We start from the raw sequence: 21,362 nt of genomic DNA on the forward strand, positions 1-21,362 counted from the left end.
GCCCGCTTATTCCCCTATCCCCATGTTCGACTATGGAATCGAGACTACATTGGAGATCACATTCCTGCTCGATGTTTGATCCCACACGAATACCTTCAGCTTGTAGCCTTCCGATACATTCTCTGGCAGCCTGAGCAGCGCACTTGCTTGAGTAGTTGCGCCTCCGGAAATGGTTTGTTCGGTCAATGCATATCGGGTCATCCGATCCTGTGAATCGAACAGCGCAATGACTACCACTCCATTCTGACTGACCTTGGAGTTGCTGGCCAGCGTAGCTTTGACCATAACATCCCTGACGCCATTAAGACTGTAAATCAAATTGCCTCCTAGATCATGCAGCTCTGTCTTTTGTATGGTGAACATCCCGGACCCCCAATTAGGGTTATAAGTCATCCGGAAGGTGCTAGTGCCCGTGTTCCCATACTCGTCTTTGCCGGTAATCACAATATCATTGGCTCCTTCTTGCAGCGTCAAAGGAATGTGCAGAGGAATGCCCGGCGTTATGGTTACATTCTCCATTAGCACCGAGCCGTTCAGAGACACAACAGCTGCAGCTCCCCGATTCGCCGTAACGGACAGCTCATAGGCTGGGACATGGACGACTGCCGGAACGGTTGAAGTCGGCTGGAATACAATGGCCGATTTGTTATAGGTGACGGAAATCGTTTTTGAGTTGATCACGTCGCCGGAGGCTTCGCTATGCACCGAGATGGTAATGGTATTCAAGCCTTCCGTCAGCTGCAGGTCATGCGAGAACAGGCTTCCTGCTTCATGGTATACCGATTGGATGACCGTTGTACCGTTAAGGCTGATATCCAAATTGGCTCCATCTACCATAGTTCCCTCGACGGTATAGGAAGGAATCTCAACGGCAGCCGTACTCGGGTTATGAAGGAGGAACTTTGCGGAACGATGCAGCTGTACGTCGTTGAATTTGGCTGCGGCCAAGTAATCGGAGTTGCTCGTAGATTTCGGCGCATCCACCGCCATTCCGATATAGGCTTGGTCCTCAAGCTCCAGGACGGCGGAATTAACGATCCCCCAGTTGACCCGATCGGTAGACACATAACCGGTAATGGTATTGTCCGTTCTGACAAGCTTCAACCAGAAAGGTGCCTTCAGGCTGCTGGAGGCTGCCGCTTTCGAGCTGTATTTCGCCCCTGCTGCCAAACGGTTCATGAAGAGAGCTTTCCTTCCGGTCGGTGCATTTTCATCCGTATCCGGGGTCAGGAAAATCGCCGCAGCCGGCGCATTATCGGCAAGACTGGCTCTTACCATGAGTCCCGATTTGGTCAAATCATCGATTTCCGAGTCAAAGTCAACATAAGCGATCATCTCGAAATTGCCTTCAACCGGCTGATAAGTATAATGGAAGGAATCCGTGCTGCCGCCGATGACTCCTGCCCCTTTGACCGAGAAATCATTCCCTACCTGACTGGCGCTCCCCTCAATAGTGACGGAGCCTATGTCGCTGGAAACCCAAGGTGTGATCTCTCCCGCACCATTGACGTAAATAATGATAACGGACGAAAGGGTCATTCTTCCCGTATTATCAATTGCCTTGGAATAAATATAGTGCTCTCCCTTGGGGGCTTGCTTCCACTCCAGCGTGAACGGAGCGTTCTGAACCCGGCCGATTTCCTGACTGCCGGAATAGAAGATAACCTGGGCAACGCCGCTCTCAGCTGATGCTTCCGCACCAAGGGTGATGATGTCCCCCTCTTTGAAGGCTTGGTGCATACGAATCCCTGTCGTTTGAACAATCGGATTCGGCGTAACAGGAACGACCAGGGAATTGATATAGTTCTCCAAGTAAGTATATCCGTTCGCATCTAGTCCCGCCCCATCCGAACCATTAGCGGGGTTAAGCCCATGTGCAACCTCCCAATCATCCGGAATCCCGTCATGGTCACTGTCCAACGGAGGTGCCGCCGGGAGAAGCTCAGGCAATCCTCCATCGCTCTGGATCGTATTAATGATCCGGCCTGTGCCGTTTCTCACATCGTCCACAATCCTCGCATCCAACGAATCCCTTTTTGGCAGAGACGCCCCTGCGCTTTCCAGTACTTTCTCATACGCCGCTTCAGCCGTATCCGTAGTGACAGGACCTCCTATGGGATCGGTCGCATCCGGAATCAGGATAGGCTTATACTTGCGAACGATAGGCCCTTGTGGATTGATGGCCTTCCATTGGCCTTGCGAATTGGTCACCCAGTTATTGGCGGAGACATCCGGCGCCCCTTCCACAACATTGCCGTCAATGTACCAGGTACCGCTGTTCGCTTCGCCGGAAGGAGCGACAATTCGGCTTTTTACCCCGTCAAAGGTGCTGGGACCCGGCTTATAATAATTGTTGATCATATTGATGCCTACGGCCTGCTCTCCGCCATAAGCAGAGTTGTTGCCCCAGTTATAGACGACATTGTTCCGGTAATCAATCTTGGTCGGATAATTATCCGGATCGGTTTGCCGGTCAAACCGCGGATTTCTGCTGTTGTGGCTGGCCAGAAGATTATGATGGTATGTGGCGTTCGTTCCGCCCCAAATCCCCCCATATCCGTGCGCGCCTTTGCCATGAATGGAAAGGTTCAAGCTGTCGCTGATAATACTCCACTGCACCGTGAAATTTTTGCGGTTTTTGACCGAGAACGTTTCATCGGAGCTCCAGCTGAATGAGCAATGATCGATGATAATATTGTTGCCCGTAATATCTGCGGTATCGCTCAGCACGTTAATTCCGTTGCGGAATCGGATATATCGGATAATCTGATCGGTCCCCACATTATTGTTGCCAAATTTGACCATGTACCCGCTAACCGCGATGCCGTCTCCAGGAGCTGTCTGCCCTGCTATTGTGATATTGCCCACGGTAATATCCAGCTCCCGCTTCAGATGAATGGTTCCCGAGACGCGGAATACAACCGTTCTATTGCCTGCGCTAACCGCATCGCGAAGCGAGCCGGGAATCGGAGCTTCTCCCGCTTTGGTGTCATAATCCTCCAGAGTCGTAACTTCGTATACTTGTCCGCCCCGGCCGCCTTTGGCGTACATCGCTGCCCCTTCGGCACCAGGGAAGGCCGGAACCCGAGCTACGGCATTCGGATCCACAGTTACACGAATGGACTGGACGGCACTCGCATTGCCCGCTTTATCGAAATAGCGGTACTGAATGACGTTATCGCCTTGCCCACCGACTTCAAATTCAGCGGCATATGCTTTCCATTCCCCCTCATTCACCCGGTATTGAACCCTGCCTTCTTCCGGGAGCTCCCCATTTTGCTCCAAATAGATGAGCACAGGCTTGGTATAGGCTCCGTTCTGCCCGTCCGGCATGGCAGGTGCCGCAAATGCCTTTAAATCAGGAAACATGCCCGGAATAATAACGGATTGGGTCGGGTCCCAGCCATCAAACATCCGGGGAATCGTCAGCTCACTCGCTTCCTGCGCCGACATTTGGGTTCCCATGACCCTGGTGGCAGGACTTGCTCCCGGACCGCTGCTGTTGTATTCCGTGAACGAATACGGATCGACTTGCATCGTGGTCCAGCCGGCTGGATCAATATGATCATCCATATAGGTATTGATAAACCGCACAATCGGCTTATCCTGCCATGGTCTGCCCAGAAAATGCTTTCCTTGTGTGCTGCTGTCCTTCAACAACCGGGAGTTTATAAACACAAGCCCCGGATCGGTTTCATTCTTAGTCGCCGCTGCCGTCAAGACTCCGCCGCTGTCCGACTTGTTAATACTGACAGCGTCTACATGATCGAATACGGCAGCGCTTGCCGGGCCATAAATAAAGTCAGTGCGTCCGACAATCGTGCTGTTGCGGTAATATTGCCTGCCGATTCGGGGGCTTTCAGCCCGAATGCCCGCATACAGCGTATCCTGGTAACCAAGGAGCTGAACATTTTCCAGCACCGCTTGATCGGCTTGGACAGCCAGCGCAACGGCTTGACCGTCGGAAGGCTTGGCGCTATTTTCAATCGTCAGATTCGTGGCCGAGAAATGATCCCCTTGGACTATGACTGTCGCTGCGGAGATTGCCTGATTCGGGTTCGTCGCATTCGATTTGTTGCTTGTAATCTTGGATTGTCCGGTTCCTTCCCCTACCAGGCTGACATAAGGCGGCGTAATAACGACATTTTCGGTGTATGTCCCCTTCTTAATAAAGACGACGGTACGCTTCGTGTTCTTAGGGTCGATAGAAGCAATCGCGTCCTTGACATTGGTAAAATCGCCGCTGCCATCCTGCGCTACCGAAATCACTTTGGCCGGAGACACAGCAATCTCTTTCGCCGGCTGGCTTTCCCCTTTATCATTGGAGGCCGTTACAATATAATAGTAGGTTTCTCCATTGCGAATGGAGGAGGCATCTCCTTCAATAACCTTATCCTTAAAGGTTGGAGAAGTCAGGTTGGCAGCTATCGTCGTATAAGGTCCACCGCTGGTGCTGCTTCTTTTGAGGCTGTAGCCGACCGCTCCGGTCACTTTGGACCAAGACAATTCTACACTGCCGTTATATGCCGTTGCTGCAAAATCCCCTGGCGGCTCCGGAGCACCGGCAATCGGCGCATAAGGCGATGCCTTCACCTGATTGGAAATCATACTTTCCGCGGAACCGTTAGTTGCCGTGACCACATAAAAATAGACAAGGCCGTTCTTTACAGTCAGATCCGTGAAGCTTGTTGCTGTGTAGTTGCTTTGGATGATGTCATAGGGCCCCCCGTTCACCGTACTGCGCTTGATTTGATAAGCTGCGGCATCCGTAACGGCATCCCATGATAATGCAACTTGGTTATTGCCAGGTATTGCTTGAAGCGCCTTCGGCTGTTCCAAGGGCGGAACAGCTTGTACGGCAGCCAGCGCTTCTGAAGGACCGGTAAAAAAGCTTATCGGCATAAGATTCAAGCTGAGCAAAAGGCACAGCCCTACTCGCAGGGCATGCTTCATATCGTAACCTCCCTGAATTTTACATAGAAGAACATTACTTTAGCCCGATTGTTATTCCAGCTCTTTAACGCCCGAATAAGGCTTCATACCCGTCAGGCTATCCCATACGAATGCTTTGACCTTATAGCCGCTCGTTTGGGAAGGCAGTCGGAAGCCGACCTGCAATGTTTTGGTTTGTCCCGGTTCAATGTCGGCATCTACGCTGGAGTAATCGACCATCGCATTATGGCTATCGTAAAGCACAAACCATAACGTGACATGCTTCAGGGTCGCGGTAGGGTTCGAGATCTGCTTTCGAGCCAGCGCATCCTCGGACGGCTTAACGGTATCGATGAATTTGCCGTCGAGAGTGACCGTTTCCGGCTCCCCGATCCAATACTCGTAGTTAATGACAAAGTTAACCGTGCTTAGGTTGCCTGCAATATCTGCTGCGGACACTTCAATGGTGTTAGCGCCCTCCATTAGCTTAAGCGGGTATGTAAACGGCACATTCCCTGCCTGGGCAGTGGAGTCCGCCACAACGGCACCGTTTAATTTTATAGTGACAAGTGCATCTTTATTTATAGATCCGCGCAGCGCATACTCGGCATCTCTAACCCATGGCGGCGGTGCATCGATTCGGAATTCCGGCGAAACCTGGTCATAATGGACAACCGCAGAAACCCTATCGAATAACGTGGCATTAGGCCGCTGCGCATACACCTCGATCAGATTCGCGCCCGACACCAGCTTTACATCAACCTTGTACTGATCTTGGGTCAAAAGGCTGCTGTATACAGGCATTTTGTTCTGATATACCGATAAAGTGACGGAACCGCTGTAGACGCTGTTATAAACAGAGGAAGCTACCGTTCCGGAATACACGTTGGATGAAACGGTTCCGGAGATGGTATAGCTCGGAACGTTCGTATAGGCCTTCACCGGGTCCAGCTTCAAATCCGTCGGTACCCGTTCTGCGAACACGAAGTAGCCCGCGTTTTTGCCGCTGTTGTATTCGGTATAATTGTTCCACGGCATTTTAACCTCATCTTTAACCCCGTATAGCTTTTTATAGATTTTAAACGTGTACGAAAGGGCCGGATCCGCTAACTGGATAACCTCCCCCGTATCGGTCCACCCCTCGCCTTCTTTCAACCAATTAGGCGATGTTTCCCGCTGATCCATAGCTACATAAACGTCCGTTTGGTCCCGAACGGAAAACGTCGCTATTTGCGGATAGGGTCCGCTGTATTTCATTGTATCGACGTGGGTTTTGATCCAATCCGCTTCACGGTATTTATCGGGTATCGATACGATTTTGAGTGGGGATGCCCTGTCGGCAAACGGTTCATCTCCCGGATGTAAGCCTGATTGGACAGACCATCGGTGAGCATTATAATTTTCATAAGCAAGAACCTTGTCAAAAATGCTGTCTTCAGGAGTTGCTACGGGAGTGACCTCATAGGCTATCGCCTCAAATTGCGTGATCTCTCCTTCAATATCCACCTTGGCAACCTCATCCCTCGTTATGGCTGAGACACCGATAATATAGGGTTTTCCAAGCGTGATCTTGACGGCTTTGTTCAAAGTATAATCCCATTCGTTCGATGCGGAAGGCGATGCCAGGAACGGATAGCTCGTCGGAGTGCCGGTATACGTGGAGGTTGTATACCACGGATCTTCTTCCCTGGCTTTAATTTTGATGGAATATTTGGTTGCGGCCGTGTCAGGATAGATCCACATGGCAATGGATTGATTGTTGCGTCCTACCCAATAAGCGATTTGCGGGGCGTCCGGCGCTTTGATCGGAGTATGAGTGACCTTGACGCTTCGGATATAGACCTCGCCGTCGCCGGCAGGAGTTCCGATCACCAGCTTTTTAAAATTAAATGCGTTCGCATTTTTCTCATCGTTCGCCGAAAATAGGTTTGCCTTTTCTCTCGCTCGAATCGGTACGCCGTCCAGCCACAGACTAAACCGTTTGTTCTGAGTATTGACCTCCAGTTTCATCGTATGCCATTGGTTCAGCTGGTACGAGGCTTTCAAATCAGCCGGAGCGGTATCCGTCCAATAGACGGCTCCCTTCCCCGGGTCCAGTCCCCCGATGACCAAATACTTGCTGCTTGTACCGACTCCGGAGTTATACAGCTGCAGCAGCTGATCCTGCTTCTTGGAAGTACCAGGCTGCATAAAGGTGATTTCAGCCCTGATAGTTCCGGTCTTGCTCTCACCGAACGTCTTGCTGATCAGAAAGGGGCTTTCTCCGGCATGATTGACGGACAGATGAAGCGCTTTTTGCTTCGTCGTAGGCTCCTCTTCAATCACGGCATCGCTCGATGCGCCTGCAGGAAGCGCAGAATAATCGAATCCCAGCTGGTTGGCAGGGAGCCCTTCCAAAGCGGTCGAGAAATCTTCTTCCAGGAGAGTAACCTCTCCATCATTGACTGCGGCTGCGGCAGTCTGCTTCGGCGCGAACACTCCTGCCGCTAACGGCTGAAGAAGTAAAGCGCAGCATAACAGCTTTGATATCCATGCCCGCAAAATGAGTACACCTCCAAAATCTTAAAATACTTCTTTTATGTAAACGATTACATAATAGGGGTAAACAAGGCCTCCTTTCATTAGCTCCTTAAAAACAGCCGTTTCATGATGATCATAATCCAAAACTTTCATTCCATAGTAGGCTGAGTCTTTCATTTTCATAGGGAAATACGATCACCCTAACACGAAAAAGGCCGAGCACCCGAAGGCCGCATCGGCTTTAGTTGATCTATATTCCATTCGTCTTATCCCAATGATGGAACCTTCAAGGCTGTCTGAATGTTTTGCAGATCCAGACGGACTTGTTCATTAAGGAGATGAGGGTGATACAGCCCTTTCCCGATCAAATAATCCGAAATTTTCTCATGGGTGTCGATAGCGTCCTCTAATTGCCGGGTTAAGATTGTCTTGATTTCAGGCGAGACACATTCGGTTACGGCCATCGCGTAGTTACGGACACCGCTTTTGGCGGTATTCAGAAAGTCCATGGCGACCACTTCATCCGTTAAATGAGTCATGCCTGTTAAATATTCCAGCACAGGATTCATTGCAGCGCCTCCTTGCTGCTGTTTAATATAGCTTCAAGTTCCTGAAGATGCCTCGTAGTCGTGGCGACATCTTGCTGCAAAATGGTTCCAAGCTGCGGGTCTGAGACCAGGGCTTGCATCATTTTTGATTTTGTCAGGCAGACGGTTTTGAATGCAGCAATTTCGTGAACCTCCAAGGTTTCATGTAATGCATAGGGCTTCATGCTTGATTCACTCCCCGTTCCAGGATCTCATGGCTTCAATATGACTTTAATGCAGTTGTCGGTTTTGGTATCGAACAGCTCATATCCGCGCTTGGCGTCGCTTAACGGAATTACATGGGTAATAATGTCTCCCGCATTGATTTTGCCTTTCGTAATCAGCTCATACATATAGGGCATATAGTGAATGACCGGTGCTTGCCCGGAGCGGATATTCACGTTACGCTGCATAATATCTCCGAGAGGAAAGCCATTGTATCTCCCGCCATAGACGCCGGTGATTTGGATGGTACCTCCTTTGCGCACCGCTTGGGAAGCAATCACGAGCGCACTCATCGTGCCGCCCTGGAGCTTAAGACCGCTGGCCAAAAATTCGAGGTCGCTCATTTTTCCGTCCATCCCTACAGCGTCAATAACGACATCCGCACCGCCTTTGGTGATCTCCTTGAGATAGCTGCCCACGTTTTGCTGCTGCTCGAAGTTGACGGTTTCCACATGATTCGTCCGTTTTGCATGCTGCAAGCGGTAATCGACATAATCGACCGCAATGACCCGCTTGGCTCCTTTAAACCAGCAAAACTTTTGAGCCAGCAGCCCTACCGGACCACAGCCCAGCACGATGACGGTGTCCCCGTCCTTGACTCCGGCATTGTCAACGCTCCAATACGCTGTTGTCATTGCATCGGCAACCAAGCACAAGTTCTCATCCGGCAGTTCATTATTCTCCGGAATTTTAAAATGAGTGAAATTGGCAAAAGGAACCCTTAAATATTCCGCTTGACCGCCCGGATAACCGCCCGTAGTTCCCGAATATCCGAAGTAAGCCCCCATGTCCCCGTGTTCATTGGCATTATCGCATTGGCTTTCCAGCTGGTTTTTACAATAAAAACACTCGCCGCATGCAATCGTAAACGGGATGATGACTCTGTCGCCCTTCTTCAGCTTCGTAACCTCCGGGCCGACTTCTTCCACAATACCCATCGGCTCATGACCAATGATATAATTTTCCTGTAAATTGGGAATCATTCCATGAATAAGATGCAGGTCGGAGCCGCATATCGCAGTAGAGGTCAATTTGACTATCATATCGTCCGGCTTTTCAATCTTTGGATCCGGGACCTCCTTAACGGCGACGTTTTTGATACCTTGATACGTTACCGCCTTCATGCGTGTCTACCTCCCATATGCTCATCCGGTGTACGGTCGAACATCCCCTTGCGGGACGTGTCCTCCGGGAATAAGTTCATTTGAGAAATCATTTCCGTGTTTTTGGCGGCCAGCTGATCCAATTGATATTGCTCCTTCAGCCCATACGGATGGAACCATTTCTTACGAAGCATGAGCTCCGTGATTTCCTGATGAAGAGCAATCCCCTGCCTCAGCTGCTTCCGCAAAAGGGCCCTGACATCTGGGGATACCGTTTCCGTCAAGGCGATGGCCGTATTCCGGACTCCTTCTTTGGCACGTATAAGAAAATCCATAGCAAACGTCATATCCGCCATTTCCGGCATATGAAGCGAGTTGATCGGGTCAAGATAATCATGATTCATTGGATTCACCCTCAATTCAGGATTGGAGTAGGTTTATTCTCGGGGACGGGTGCCTGAAATGGCGCTCTTTCATAAACTGCCATGAGCTCGGCAATGGCAAGCTTCGTTTGTTCAACATCCTTCTGCATGAGTGCTTTTAATTCCTGATCAAAAACCAGCCCCTGCATCAGTTTCGATTTGGCCAGACATAGCGTTTTAAAATTTAGCGCTTCGTGCAGCTCCAATGCCTCATGAGGAGCTAATGTGGGTTGATCCAAGCTGATTCGGCCTCCCTGTAAATAATATGGTCAAAGTGTAGCATTTCCCGATACTTTTCTCTTAATTCAGGCACCTTAGGCAAAAAAAAGCCGCGCCAATGGCGCGACTTCGTTTCAAACGGATTCAATCCTTTACTATGCTGCATCAAACTCAGCAGCTTACTCCTTAGTGACCAGCTTCAGCGGTGCCGGAATCGTCTTCTCTACCGTTTTGCCTTGCAGCACATCGAATGCGGCTTGAACCGACATTTGACCGATCAATTCAGGCTGCTGAGCAACAGTAGCAGTAAGCTTGCCAGCCTGGATCGACTTCAAAGCATCCTCATTGCCGTCGAACCCGATGACCGGAATGGATTTGCCGGAGCTTTGAATCGCTTCAATGGCCCCTAACGCCATTTCGTCATTGTGGGCAAATACGGCTTGCACATCCGGATTCGCCTGGAGCAGGTTTTCCATTACATTCAGGCCTTTAGTACGGTCAAAATCCGCCGTTTGCTTAGCGATAACCTTCAAGTCCTGATCCGCGATCTCATGGAATCCCTTACCGCGCTCACGGGTAGCCGAAGCACCGGCAACACCCTCCAGCTCAATCACCTTTGCTCCTTTGCCCAGCAGCTTTTCGATATATTCCGCCGCCATTTTACCGCCTTTGACATTATCCGAAGCAACCAATGCCTTCACATCCCCTTTATCCGAGGAACGGTCCAGTGTGATGACTGGGATGCCCAGACTGTTCGCGGATTGAACCACGGTCGAGATGGCAGCCGAGTCTGTTGGGTTAATCAACAGGACATTAACACCTTTTTGCATCAAATCGTCCACGTCATTGCTTTGCTTGGCCGAATCGTTTTGCGCGTCGACGACAATCGTTTCGATGCCGTGCTTGTTGGCTTCAGCCACGACGCCGTCCTTTAAGGATACGAAGAACGGGTTATTCAAGGTCGATATGGAAAGTCCGATCTTGATATGCTTCAAATCCCCGCCGGTTTGCGGCTTAGCCCAGCTCGGCGGCTCCAAGGAGCAGCCCGTGGTTAAAATAAGCAGAAGCATGGTGATGACAATCGTTAGCTTTTTCATAAATCAATCTCCCCTTATGCGGATTTCTTGCGGTCGATGAGGACGGCGATAAGAATAACAATCCCTTTGACAACCATCTGGTAGAAGGAGGATACGCCGAGCAGGTTAAGACCATTGTTCAGCGTACCGATAATCAAGGCACCAATCAGTGTACCTACGATACGACCGCGACCGCCGGAAAGACTAGTTCCCCCGAGGACGACCGCTGCGATTGCATCCAGCTCATAAGAGGTACCTGCCGTTGGCTGCGCCGAGTTCAGACGGGATGTCAGGATAGACCCCGCCAATGCGGACAGCATTCCTGCCAAAGAATAAATCATAATTTTCACGCGTGGCACTTTAATACCGGAAACGATAGATGCTTTTTCATTACCGCCGATAGCATAAGTTTTCCGCCCGAAGGAGGTTTTGTTCAGAACAACCCACAGAATAACAAAAGCAATGATCATCGTAACGGCCGGTACCGGGATGCCCAGCATATACCCACGGCCAAACATCTGGAACGTTAAGCTGTCGCCTAATCCGGTAATCGGATTCCCGTTCGTGTATACCAGCGTCAAGCCTCTAAAAATCGTCATCGTTGCCAGAGTAGCGATAAACGGAGCCATCTTCCCCTTGGTAATCATAAATCCGTTAACCATACCCATCACGCCGCCTAGCAAACAGCCGATAATAATAGCCAGAACCGGATCAAAGCCGGCAACCATCATGTTAGCGACAAATGCGCTCGATAGCGCCAATATAGAACCGACGGACAAGTCGATGCCCCCGGTCAAGATAACAAACGTCATGCCGAACGCGATCAGAGCATTAATGGACACCTGCCGCAGCAAATTTAATATGTTGAGCGGTTCCAAAAAGCTTGGATTAAGCACGGATACAATGATAATCAAGATGATTAAACCGAGCAGAGGACCTAATTTTTGTGTAATTTGCGATATTTGCAAGCCTTTGGACGATGCTTCATTCTTCGTTGTCATATTACTGTCCCCCTGTCGCGAACATCATTATTTTTTCCTGTGTTGCTTCTTCTTTACTCAATTCCCCTGTGATGCGCCCTTCGTGGACAACAACGATGCGGTCACTCATGCCTAGCACTTCCGGGAGCTCGGAGGAGACCATAATGATCGCAACACCATGTCCTGTCAGCTCGTTCATCAGCTGATAAATTTCGCGCTTGGCGCCAACGTCCACGCCTCGGGTCGGCTCGTCCAGAATCAGGAGCTTAGGTCCGATCCCGATCCACTTGGCGATGACCACCTTCTGCTGGTTACCGCCGGACAGATTGCCTGCCGCCGTTTCGGACGAATGGGTCTTGATTTGCAGCCGCTTGATCAGGGCATCCACGAACGTCTTTTCCTTCTGCGCCGAGATCAGCCCTTTGGAAGTATAGCTGCTCAGACTTGGCAGCACCATATTATCCCGTACCGAGAAATCCAGAATCAGCCCTTCATCTTTACGGTCCTCGGTAATGAACCCAATCCCCAGATTAACGGCGTCAACCGGCTTACGGATTACCGCTTTTTTGTCGAACAAATAAAGCTCTCCGCTGTCGAGACGATCCAGACCGAATATTGCCCTCATAATCTCGGTGCGTCCGGAGCCCATAAGTCCGGAGAAGCCTACAATTTCACCGGCACGGACCTGGAAGTTTACATCCTCAAACCATCCCTTCCGGGTGGCATGCTTCACTTCAAGGACAACCTCGCCCGGATTTGGAGTTCTAGCCGGATAACGCTCGGTCAATTCACGGCCAACCATTTTCTTAACGACTTCGTCAAAATTCGTATCCGGAATGCTCTTCGTGTCTACGGTTCGTCCGTCCCTCATGACGGTAATCCGGTCGCAGATGGCGAATATTTCTTCCATCCGATGCGAAATATACACGATGGAGACGCCGTCTTTTTTCAACGACTCTATCACCTCGAACAGCTTCTGGATCTCTCTTTCCGTCAATGCTGAGGTCGGTTCATCCATAATGATGACTTTGGTGTCTGTAAGCAGCGCTTTGGCAATTTCGATCATTTGCTGCTGTCCGACAGAGCATTGTCCGGCCTCAATATTCAACGGAATGTCTACGGAGAGCTTGCGGAACTGCTCGTTTGCGAGCGCCTTCATCTCATTCCCCTTAAGAAAGCCCCAGCGGGACGATACTTCACGGCCGATGAACAGGTTCTCGAGAACCGTCATATCCGGCCATACGTTAAGCTCCTGATGAATAAATGCAATACCATTGCGTTCCGCTTCTTTAGGATTGGCATAATAGGTTTCCTTGCCGTCGATGACAATCGTTCCTTCATCTCTGGCGTGGACCCCGGTAAGAATGTTCATCAATGTGGACTTACCGGCACCGTTCTCGCCCATTAGCGCATGAACCTCGCCCTCGCGCAGTTCAAAATCGACACCGGATAGCACCTGATTGCTTCCAAAGGCTTTGTGGATCCCATTCATTCGAATGTGCATAAAGGCTCCTCCTTATGAACCAAAATAGACGCCTGCTTGTAAAATGATGTTCGCATACGGCTTGGCTTCACCTGTACGAATGACCGCTTTAGCCTTCTTCGTCAGCTGCTTGAACTCTTCATGAGAGCATTGCTGAATAGAAATCCCGTTGAATTTATTTTGTATATAATGAAAGGCTGCCGGGTTGTCCGAGCTCATCTCCTCCGCAATGACCGCCTTCTCCACTTCCATATCGGCGGCTATGGCGTTAACGGTTTCCTCAAAGCCTGGAGAGCCGTGAGTTAAGGCCAAATCGATTTTCTTGACCCCTTCGGGTATAGGAAGCCCGACATCCGCAATCACTATCGTATCGGTATGACCCAGATCGGCCAGAACCTTGGAGATATGACTGTTCAATATCCCATGCTTTTTCATCTCAGATCTGCACCTCCACTTCCTGACGGCTCGGCATGCCGCCTTGAGCCCCGAACTTGGTCACGGATAAGGAAGCGGCACGATTGGCGAACCGAACGCTCTCATAGACGGGTTTCCCCTCCGCCAATGCAACCGCAAAAGCTGCATTAAACGTATCCCCCGCACCCGTTGTGTCCACCGCTTCCACCTTATAAGAAGGAACCAGTACTTCCTGCGTACCGTCAAAATAACGGACTCCTCTGCTGCCTTCAGTTATAAACAGCTTGTTCGGGTATTTGCGGAGCGCTTCGGAAACGGTCATATCTGCGAAGATCATTTTCGCTTCATGCTCATTAGGCGTTAGATAAGCCGCGTTCTCGATCACTTCTTTCTCCAAAGGCCGAGCGGGAGCCGGATTCAGCAAAAGCGGAATGCCCAGCTTTCGGCAAATTCTGCTGACATGAGTGACGGTTTCCTCCGGCATCTCCTGCTGAATCATCACCATATCCGCCTTATTAAAAGCATCCAGGGAACGATCAATGTAGTGTGGTGTAACCTCATTATTCGCAGCTTTTATGACAACAATACTATTATCGCCTTCTGCCAGAATGATATGAGCGGTACCGCTTCCACAATGTGTAACCGGTTCCACATAGTCGACAGAAACATGATTTCGTTTCAAATTGTTTACAATCTCTACGCCGAATGGGTCGTCCCCCACTCTTCCAATCATAGTAACATCGGCACCAAGACGCGCTGCGGCCACTGCCTGATTGGCGCCTTTCCCACCGGGAACGGTGCTGAAGCTGTCCCCAAGAACCGTCTCTCCGGCTCCCGGGCGCTTCGCCGATGTTACAACAAGATCCATGGATGCGCTTCCTACCACGATAATTTTAACCACGCAGCTTCACACCTTTCTTGTCGTATCCCGCTCTGTGAATGTAACGGGCATCTGTATTGTTTTTTGGTCTGGATTTTGATTGTCGATCAATCGAATAAGTAGCCCGGCAGCTGTACTTCCCATATCATAAGCCGGCTGGCGAATCGTCGTAAGCGACGGCGTCAGCAGACTGCTGAGCGGAATATCGTCAAATCCTATGATCTGTACGTCGTCCGGAACTTTCTTGCCCAACCGGAGAGCTTCGTGCAGAACCGCTGTAGCGACAATATCATTACTTGCGATGACCCCATCGGTATCAGGGAATTGTTCGAATAGCTCTTGAGCCCAGTTACCCGCTTCCGTAAAAGAATAGGACGAGGTTTGAACTACGTTATAGGCAATCCCTTGATCACGAAGCACGTCAATGGCGCCTTGATAACGATCCTGTGCCGGACGGATGTGCTTAGGTCCTTGAATAATCGTGATCTGACGGCTGCCGCGGGTCACGATCTCATGGGCTGCCATTCTTCCGCCCTCTCGTCCATCCGAATATACGGAAGGCCGGTTATCCGCCGTCCGGTCGAGAAACACGACGGGAATATCCAGCTTCCGGTATGTATCTGTGTCCGGATAGTTGGTAGAGGCGATAACCCCGACTACGTTATTTTGAATAAACGTTTGGATATATTCTTTTTCCTTGTTCGTGTTCTCGTCGCTGTTGCCAATGATAATGCGAAAATCATGCTTGTGCATCTCATCCTCCACCCCCCGGGCAAGCTCGGGAAAGAAGGGGTTGGTGATATCCGGCAGCAGCAGGCCAATGAGCCTGGATTTGCGTTTATATAAAGAACGAGCGACCTCATTAGGCGTGTAATTCAACTCACGGATAGCAGCTTCTACCTTTTTGCGGGTATCTTCATGCACGTAGCCAATCTCGTTAAGCACCCGCGATACGGTTGCCACCGAAACGCCCGCATGCTTAGCCACTTCTTTAATGGTTGCCATCTCAGCTTCTCTCCTTAATGTGGAACCGGTTACACATATAAAATATCACAATCGTTCTTTTTTGGCAAGACGGAATCTTATCCCTGTTGGTCTTACTCCCTATTTGTACAGGCTGAAGAGGCAACCGAGGACTTAATCGATTGCCTGTAGTATGCTTCCATCCTGTAAGGATGTCTGGTTCCGCGGCAGCTCAATATAGAAAGTAAAATGTCCGTTTTGATGACCAAGACCTAGCCGGCCGTTATGCAGTTCAATGATATTTTGGGCGATCGAAAGACCGAGGCCTGCTCCCTGCGCTGTGTCGCTATCGTGACGGGACGACTCTACTTTATAAAACCGTTCAAATAACCTGCGTTCCTGCTCCTCGGTTAGCGGCTGCCCTACGTTCTCGACCGCGAGATAGATTTGATCCTCCCAGACCGAGAGCCTTACTGTAATTTCCCCGGGCTTATATGAGAATTTGAGTGCGTTGATCAGCAGATTATCGATTGCTCTTACTAGCATTTCAGCATCTACTTCACCATAGATCGGCATAGGCTCACGAACAACGTTGATGGACAAGCCTTGCTCCTGAGCGATCGGTTCAAATTCATTCAGCATTTGCTCGAGCAAGCTGCTCAAGTCTACCGTCGACTTGATTAATTGAACGCTTCCGCTGGTCAAGCGGGTATACTCGAACAAATCATCGATAAGCTTTTTCAGCTGCTGGGTTTTATTGAAGGCATTCGTAATATATCGTTTATGCTCTTCGATATTTTGATAATCATCATGCTTCAGCAGGTTTAAATAGCCTGCGATGCTTGTTAACGGTGTTCGCAAATCATGGGAAACATTCGTGATCAGCTCCATCTTCGACTTCTCGATCCGCCGTTCATTCTCCATCATGGACTGCAGCTGATCCGCCATATAATTAATATTGCTTGCCACGATGCCTAGTTCATCCTGTTTTCTTATAGACACCCGATGGCTCAGATTGCCTTGTGCGATGGACATTAAGCATTCGCCCATGGATCTCAAATATCGAACGTCACGGCGCATAAACAAAAAGAAAAGAAACATGAAGAGCCCAAAGAACAGCAGTAGCGAGATCACTTGGTCCAGATAGCCCGGCTCGAATGAAATATAATTCCCATAAACAAATGAGATCATAGCTGTGAGAAAGAAGCTCAGGAATGACCCGCCCACGATACGTACGCGAATGCTCTTATTCCAGTTCAGCAGGGAAAAGAAGTATTTAATCAACTTTATATCCTACCCCCCACACGGTTTTGATATATCGGGGCTCCCGCGGATTATCTTCGATCTTCTCGCGGATATTCCGGATATGCACCATGACCGTATTATCGGATAAAAATTTATCCTCCTTCCACACGTTCTGGTAGATTTTTTCTATGCTGAACACATGGCCGCGATGACTTGCCATCAGCTCCAGGATCGAGAACTCGATAGGCGTCAAGGACACTTCCTTCCCGTTAACGGTGACTACGTGGCGTTTTCGATTTATTACGAGCTCGTCAATTTCCGTGATCTGCTCATCCGTATCGAGTCGTCCGCTTCCTCCTGCCTTGGCCAGTGTCTGCCGCCGGAATTGCGCCTTCACCCTGGCGATCAGCTCCAAGGGATTGAACGGCTTGCTGATATAATCGTCCGCTCCTGTCGTAAGCCCGGTAATTTTGTCCATATCCTCCCCTTTTGCAGAAAGCATGATGATAGGGGCATTGGTCTTCTCCCGCATTCTCATGCACGCCTGAATCCCATCCATGGTAGGCATCATGACATCCAAAATGATCAAATCAACAGGCTCCTTAAGCATGATTTTCAAAGCTTGAGCCCCGTCCTCCGCTTCCAATATTCTGTAGCCCTCATTGCGCAAATAGATACGAATAATATCTCTGATTTCCAAATCATCGTCCGTGACCAAAATCGTTTTGACCAATTCATCCGCCTCCTTGCAGTATGCCACTCCCCGGCATGGTATTATGTTTACATTACCATATTCTTACACCCCATGCTCGGAATATATCTGTTTCCTATTCCTACCCGTTATTTTTTTCGGCAAACATAGACGAATGCGGGAGGCAGATTCATCGGTACAAATTGAATATGCTCGATCTCCAGCCGTTCGCTTAATTGCCGTTTCATCTGCTGGGAATATTGAAAGGCGATGAACAGCCCGCCCGTTCTAAGCGAGGCGATGATCTGATCCATGAGCTGGTCCCGAACCTGCTGTGGAAAGTTGAAAAAAGGAAGGCCGCTAAGAATACAATCCAGTTCTTCAATCCCCTCGTTCATCATAGCGGATTGAAGTCTGCACGCATCGCTGTAGCAAGGATAATCGGGATATTGCCGCCGCAAACCGGAATACAACTGCGGGTCTTTTTCGAATAAGAGTATTTTCGCATCTTCGTGTATTTTCGAGCTCAGATGTTTTGTTATGGCGCCTGTCCCTGACCCCAGTTCAGCCAAATGCTTAACCTCATCCCAAGGAACGTGTTGAAGCATCGTTTGGGCCAAGTAGACGGAGCTCGGAGTTACACTCCCGATTTGCCCCGGGTGCCGGGTGAATTTATATAAAAATAACAGCTTTTCTTGAACGGATTTCATCATGTTATGATCGCCACTCCCTTCGAATTTATCCTAAGAGTAACGGAAAATTCTGCAGAACAAACGAAGGAGTTTCTTAAGATATTCTGAAGATTAAGCAGATTTTCCCCTCAAAGTACAAGGATAATCACATAGATTAAGAGAATGTATAGAGAACCGATATCCAAAATATAGTTTTTTTGGTATCCCCCATCAATAAATAACTACAAGATTGGAGAACGCTATGACTTTCCCTATCTGGATCAACCTTGGATTTATAAAGCTTCATCCCCATATCGTCTTTGAAGCATTGGCTTATTTTATCGGCTTTCGAGTGTACCTATTTACTCGCAGCAAGGACAAAATTCCGGCTGAACAGGGCATATGGGTCATCGTAGGAGCGATCTTAGGAGCAGCTATCGGCTCCAAGATACTGTATTGGCTGGAGGATCCTATTAAAACTATAGAAAATTGGAACAGCTACACCTATTTGATGGAAGGAAAGACGATTGTCGGAGGACTGTTAGGCGGGCTGATTGGTGTGGAGTGGGTTAAAAAGCGTGTCGGTATTACTCGGTCAACAGGGGATGATATGGCGCTGCCGCTTATATTGGGTATGGCGATCGGACGCATCGGCTGCTTTATGACAGGGCTGGACGACCATACCTATGGTACTCCTACGTCTTGGATTATAGGCGTCGATTTTGGTGATGGCATCCCTCGTCATCCTACTCAGCTCTATGAGATTGTCTTCTTAGTGCTGCTTGGCGGCTTTCTGCTTATTTGGAAACACCGGAAGAAAATGCGCGAGATGTCAGCGTCATCTGCCTTCAGGCCGATACCCGATGGAGCTATGTTTCAGCTGTTTATGACAGGATATTTAGCTTTTCGCTTGGTCATAGACTTCATCAAGCCGACGCCTCATCCTTTTATCGGGTTAAACAACATTCAATTAGCTTGTCTCGCAGGCTTGATCTATTACATCGTTTTATTGAACAAATGGCTTGGCAAATCACACAGCATACCTAAGGAGGATTACCGTAATGTCAACCAAGAATAGACCCTATATTTTCTATGAGCTTACTAACAGCATTTGCTCCCAGTGCCTGCGAAAGGTGGAGGCCAAGGTTATTATTGAGGATGATCAAGTATTCCTGCTCAAATATTGCGGGAAGCATGGCCGTGAGAAAGTCTTAATCGCCAATGATGCAGCCTATTACAAGAAGTGCCGCGAGTTTCTAAAGCCCGCAGAAATGCCCCAGCATTGGAACACACCGATCCGCTATGGCTGTCCTTATGATTGCGGGCTATGCCCCGACCACGAGCAGCACAGCTGCTTGACCTTGATCGAGGTCACGGACCGATGCAATCTCCAGTGTCCCATCTGCTATGCCGAGTCTTCACCGCAGCGGGAAACGTGGCGCTCTCTAGATCAGATCGAAAAGATGCTCGATGCGATCGTCCGAAACGAGGGTGAACCGGATATTGTGCAAATAAGCGGTGGGGAGCCTACCATCCATCCGCAATTTTTTGACATCCTCGATCTTGCCAAAAGCAAGCCGATCAAGCACATTATGGTTAACACCAACGGCATTAAAATTGCCCAAGACCGCGAATTTGCAAAAAAATTGGCAGCCTATATGCCAGGATTTGAAATATACTTACAGTTTGACAGCTTTCAGGAAGAAGCATTACGGGAGCTCCGCGGCGCGGATTTGCGGGATATTCGCCGCCGGGCTCTGGAGCATCTGAACGAATTCAACATTTCGACTACATTAGTCGTCACCCTAAAAAAAGGGTTGAATGACCATGAAATCGGGGACATCATTCAGTTCGGCTTGAAGCAGCCGGCCGTACGCGGAGTTACCTTCCAGCCTATCCAGGCTGCAGGACGCTTGGAGGCTTACGATCCGGCGAAAGACCGACTGACGCTGAGTGAGGTAAGGCAGCGTATTATCGAGCAATCCGGTGTATTTCGTGCCGAGGATATGATCCCTGTCCCTTGCCATCCCGATTGCCTGGCGATGGGTTACGCCCTGAAGCTCGGCCATGAAGTATTGCCGCTTACAGGTCTGATGGACCCGCAAATTTTGCTGGAAGGCGGTCGCAACACTATCGTTTTTGAACAGGATCAAACGCTCAAGTCAAAAATTTTCGAGCTATTCTCGACAGCCCATTCTCCTGCTTCGTCAGCACTTTCGCTTAAAAATTTGTTGTGCTGTCTGCCCATGGTAGCCGTTCCGGAGAATATCAGCTACGATAACGTATTTCGCGTCATTATTATGCAGTTCCTGGATCCCTACAATTTTGATGTTCGCTCCGTCAAAAAATCTTGCGTCCATATCGTACACCCCGATGGAAGAATCATCCCGTTTGACACATACAATATGTTTTATCGGGGAGATCAGGAGCAGAAGCTGGCTGAGCTCCGTGCTGAACTCGACTTACAGGCAGGAGGTGTCATTCATGACTGAAGACGGAAACAAGGAGCCAAATCATCTTCCATCAGAAGAAGACACGTTGTCCAATGATCAAGGACCTAGCGAACAAAGACCTCCTACCCAGCCGCCGCCGCAGAACCACACCTTGCAAGTGCTGAAGGGAATGGGATTGCTGCTGCTGCTTCATCTGTTACTGTTTCTTGTACCCGTCGCCTTTTTCTTTATAAGTGTCGCTCAGCTTGTATACCTGATTCCAGCACTAATTCTTTTACGTAATAATAAAGGCATCTTTCAAGGCCTGCTGATCGGCGCAGGAATTACGTTTCTGCTTAATGCCGCCTGCTTCGGTCTTCTGCTTGGCGGCAATTTTAGATTATAGCGAAGCTGAATAGACTGCAAACACAATGCGAGGGTGTCCCAAAGCCATGAATATGGTTTTGAGCACCCTTTTTTTCAAGAATATACAACTTCATTTCAGGACGGCCTCTTCAT

Annotated in this window: 19 protein-coding genes; 3 read left to right on the forward strand and 16 right to left on the reverse strand. The window is 49.4% G+C overall.

The genetic code is table 11. The features are described from left to right. Positions 1-30: 30 nt before the first annotated feature. From ABEA66_RS16975 to ABEA66_RS17050, 16 genes are all read right to left on the reverse strand, one after another. Positions 31-4,953, reverse strand: a complete 4,923-nt coding sequence (locus tag ABEA66_RS16975; protein ID WP_345589140.1) for a pectinesterase family protein — start codon at positions 4,951-4,953, stop codon at positions 31-33. A gap of 51 nt (positions 4,954-5,004) precedes the next feature. Beyond that, the gene (locus tag ABEA66_RS16980; RefSeq protein WP_345589142.1) at positions 5,005-7,473 is read right to left on the reverse strand and encodes a hypothetical protein; all 2,469 of its coding nucleotides are present in this window, start codon (positions 7,471-7,473) and stop codon (positions 5,005-5,007) included. Between the two features lie 245 nt (positions 7,474-7,718). Continuing rightward, on the reverse strand, positions 7,719-8,021 hold the full coding sequence (locus ABEA66_RS16985; protein WP_079911721.1) for a spore coat protein: 303 nt from the start codon (positions 8,019-8,021) through the stop codon (positions 7,719-7,721). Next, positions 8,018-8,224: a hypothetical protein gene (locus tag ABEA66_RS16990; RefSeq protein WP_345589145.1), complete on the reverse strand. Its 207-nt coding sequence runs from the start codon at positions 8,222-8,224 to the stop codon at positions 8,018-8,020. The genes ABEA66_RS16985 and ABEA66_RS16990 overlap by 4 nt, the downstream gene beginning before the upstream one ends. A 27-nt stretch (positions 8,225-8,251) precedes the next feature. After that, a complete protein-coding gene (locus ABEA66_RS16995; RefSeq protein WP_345589147.1) occupies positions 8,252-9,388 on the reverse strand; it encodes a zinc-dependent alcohol dehydrogenase in 1,137 nt (378 codons plus the stop codon). Continuing rightward, a complete protein-coding gene (locus tag ABEA66_RS17000) occupies positions 9,385-9,771 on the reverse strand; it encodes a spore coat protein (protein ID WP_345589149.1) in 387 nt (128 codons plus the stop codon). Before ABEA66_RS17000 ends, ABEA66_RS16995 begins: the two co-directional genes overlap by 4 nt. Positions 9,772-9,782: 11 nt before the next feature. Next, positions 9,783-10,028 carry a spore gernimation protein GerQ gene (locus tag ABEA66_RS17005; protein WP_345589151.1) on the reverse strand — a complete coding sequence of 82 codons (246 nt, stop codon included), beginning with the start codon at positions 10,026-10,028 and terminating at the stop codon, positions 9,783-9,785. Between the two features lie 159 nt (positions 10,029-10,187). Next, positions 10,188-11,105 carry a ribose ABC transporter substrate-binding protein RbsB gene (gene rbsB / locus ABEA66_RS17010; protein WP_192702480.1) on the reverse strand — a complete coding sequence of 306 codons (918 nt, stop codon included), beginning with the start codon at positions 11,103-11,105 and terminating at the stop codon, positions 10,188-10,190. 14 nt (positions 11,106-11,119) lie between these two features. Next, complete coding sequence (rbsC, locus tag ABEA66_RS17015) at positions 11,120-12,085, reverse strand: ribose ABC transporter permease RbsC (RefSeq protein WP_345589154.1); 966 nt, start codon at positions 12,083-12,085, stop codon at positions 11,120-11,122. Between the two features lies 1 nt (position 12,086). Further along, on the reverse strand, positions 12,087-13,568 hold the full coding sequence (locus ABEA66_RS17020; protein ID WP_345589157.1) for a sugar ABC transporter ATP-binding protein: 1,482 nt from the start codon (positions 13,566-13,568) through the stop codon (positions 12,087-12,089). A 12-nt stretch (positions 13,569-13,580) separates the two neighbouring features. After that, positions 13,581-13,982 (reverse strand): D-ribose pyranase, encoded by a 402-nt coding sequence (gene rbsD, locus ABEA66_RS17025; protein ID WP_345589159.1) that lies wholly within the window; start codon positions 13,980-13,982, stop codon positions 13,581-13,583. A 1-nt stretch (position 13,983) separates the two neighbouring features. Next, positions 13,984-14,862 (reverse strand): ribokinase, encoded by an 879-nt coding sequence (gene rbsK / locus ABEA66_RS17030; protein ID WP_192702482.1) that lies wholly within the window; start codon positions 14,860-14,862, stop codon positions 13,984-13,986. Positions 14,863-14,868: 6 nt separating this feature from the next. Beyond that, a complete protein-coding gene (locus tag ABEA66_RS17035; protein ID WP_345589163.1) occupies positions 14,869-15,846 on the reverse strand; it encodes a LacI family DNA-binding transcriptional regulator in 978 nt (325 codons plus the stop codon). Between the two features lie 132 nt (positions 15,847-15,978). Further along, positions 15,979-17,088 carry a HAMP domain-containing sensor histidine kinase gene (locus tag ABEA66_RS17040; RefSeq protein ID WP_345589166.1) on the reverse strand — a complete coding sequence of 370 codons (1,110 nt, stop codon included), beginning with the start codon at positions 17,086-17,088 and terminating at the stop codon, positions 15,979-15,981. Then, positions 17,081-17,782 (reverse strand): response regulator transcription factor, encoded by a 702-nt coding sequence (locus ABEA66_RS17045; RefSeq protein WP_345589168.1) that lies wholly within the window; start codon positions 17,780-17,782, stop codon positions 17,081-17,083. Before ABEA66_RS17045 ends, ABEA66_RS17040 begins: the two co-directional genes overlap by 8 nt. A 107-nt stretch (positions 17,783-17,889) precedes the next feature. Then, the gene (locus ABEA66_RS17050; protein ID WP_377739471.1) at positions 17,890-18,450 is read right to left on the reverse strand and encodes a class I SAM-dependent methyltransferase; all 561 of its coding nucleotides are present in this window, start codon (positions 18,448-18,450) and stop codon (positions 17,890-17,892) included. Between the two features lie 223 nt (positions 18,451-18,673). Here ABEA66_RS17050 and ABEA66_RS17055 point away from each other — a divergent pair, with 223 nt between their 5' ends. The 3 genes from ABEA66_RS17055 to ABEA66_RS17065 are packed head-to-tail and all read left to right on the forward strand — an operon-like array spanning position 18,674 to position 21,249. Next, positions 18,674-19,489 carry a prolipoprotein diacylglyceryl transferase gene (locus ABEA66_RS17055; RefSeq protein WP_345589172.1) on the forward strand — a complete coding sequence of 272 codons (816 nt, stop codon included), beginning with the start codon at positions 18,674-18,676 and terminating at the stop codon, positions 19,487-19,489. Beyond that, the gene (locus ABEA66_RS17060; RefSeq protein ID WP_345589174.1) at positions 19,473-20,903 is read left to right on the forward strand and encodes a radical SAM protein; all 1,431 of its coding nucleotides are present in this window, start codon (positions 19,473-19,475) and stop codon (positions 20,901-20,903) included. The genes ABEA66_RS17055 and ABEA66_RS17060 overlap by 17 nt, the downstream gene beginning before the upstream one ends. After that, positions 20,896-21,249 carry a hypothetical protein gene (locus tag ABEA66_RS17065; RefSeq protein WP_345589176.1) on the forward strand — a complete coding sequence of 118 codons (354 nt, stop codon included), beginning with the start codon at positions 20,896-20,898 and terminating at the stop codon, positions 21,247-21,249. The genes ABEA66_RS17060 and ABEA66_RS17065 overlap by 8 nt, the downstream gene beginning before the upstream one ends. Positions 21,250-21,362 lie beyond the last annotated feature (113 nt).

The sequence above is a fragment of the Paenibacillus vulneris genome, from assembly GCF_039543185.1.
In the GTDB taxonomy this organism is placed as follows: domain Bacteria; phylum Bacillota; class Bacilli; order Paenibacillales; family NBRC-103111; genus Paenibacillus_S; species Paenibacillus_S vulneris.

Bases quoted from the DNA above. Each gene is read 5' to 3' on its own strand.
- ABEA66_RS17035 (WP_345589163.1), bottom strand. From the start codon at position 15,846: ATGGCAACCATTAAAGAAGTGGCTAAGCATGCGGGCGTTTCGGTGGCA.
- ABEA66_RS16975 (WP_345589140.1), bottom strand. From the start codon at position 4,953: ATGAAGCATGCCCTGCGAGTAGGGCTGTGCCTTTTGCTCAGCTTGAAT.
- rbsD (WP_345589159.1), bottom strand. From the start codon at position 13,982: ATGAAAAAGCATGGGATATTGAACAGTCATATCTCCAAGGTTCTGGCC.
- ABEA66_RS16995 (WP_345589147.1), bottom strand. From the start codon at position 9,388: ATGAAGGCGGTAACGTATCAAGGTATCAAAAACGTCGCCGTTAAGGAG.
- rbsC (WP_345589154.1), bottom strand. From the start codon at position 12,085: ATGACAACGAAGAATGAAGCATCGTCCAAAGGCTTGCAAATATCGCAA.
- ABEA66_RS17000 (WP_345589149.1), bottom strand. From the start codon at position 9,771: ATGAATCATGATTATCTTGACCCGATCAACTCGCTTCATATGCCGGAA.
- ABEA66_RS17020 (WP_345589157.1), bottom strand. From the start codon at position 13,568: ATGCACATTCGAATGAATGGGATCCACAAAGCCTTTGGAAGCAATCAG.
- ABEA66_RS17050 (WP_377739471.1), bottom strand. From the start codon at position 18,450: ATGAAATCCGTTCAAGAAAAGCTGTTATTTTTATATAAATTCACCCGG.
- ABEA66_RS16990 (WP_345589145.1), bottom strand. From the start codon at position 8,224: ATGAAGCCCTATGCATTACATGAAACCTTGGAGGTTCACGAAATTGCT.
- ABEA66_RS17060 (WP_345589174.1), top strand. From the start codon at position 19,473: ATGTCAACCAAGAATAGACCCTATATTTTCTATGAGCTTACTAACAGC.
- ABEA66_RS16985 (WP_079911721.1), bottom strand. From the start codon at position 8,021: ATGAATCCTGTGCTGGAATATTTAACAGGCATGACTCATTTAACGGAT.
- ABEA66_RS17055 (WP_345589172.1), top strand. From the start codon at position 18,674: ATGACTTTCCCTATCTGGATCAACCTTGGATTTATAAAGCTTCATCCC.
- ABEA66_RS17065 (WP_345589176.1), top strand. From the start codon at position 20,896: ATGACTGAAGACGGAAACAAGGAGCCAAATCATCTTCCATCAGAAGAA.
- rbsB (WP_192702480.1), bottom strand. From the start codon at position 11,105: ATGAAAAAGCTAACGATTGTCATCACCATGCTTCTGCTTATTTTAACC.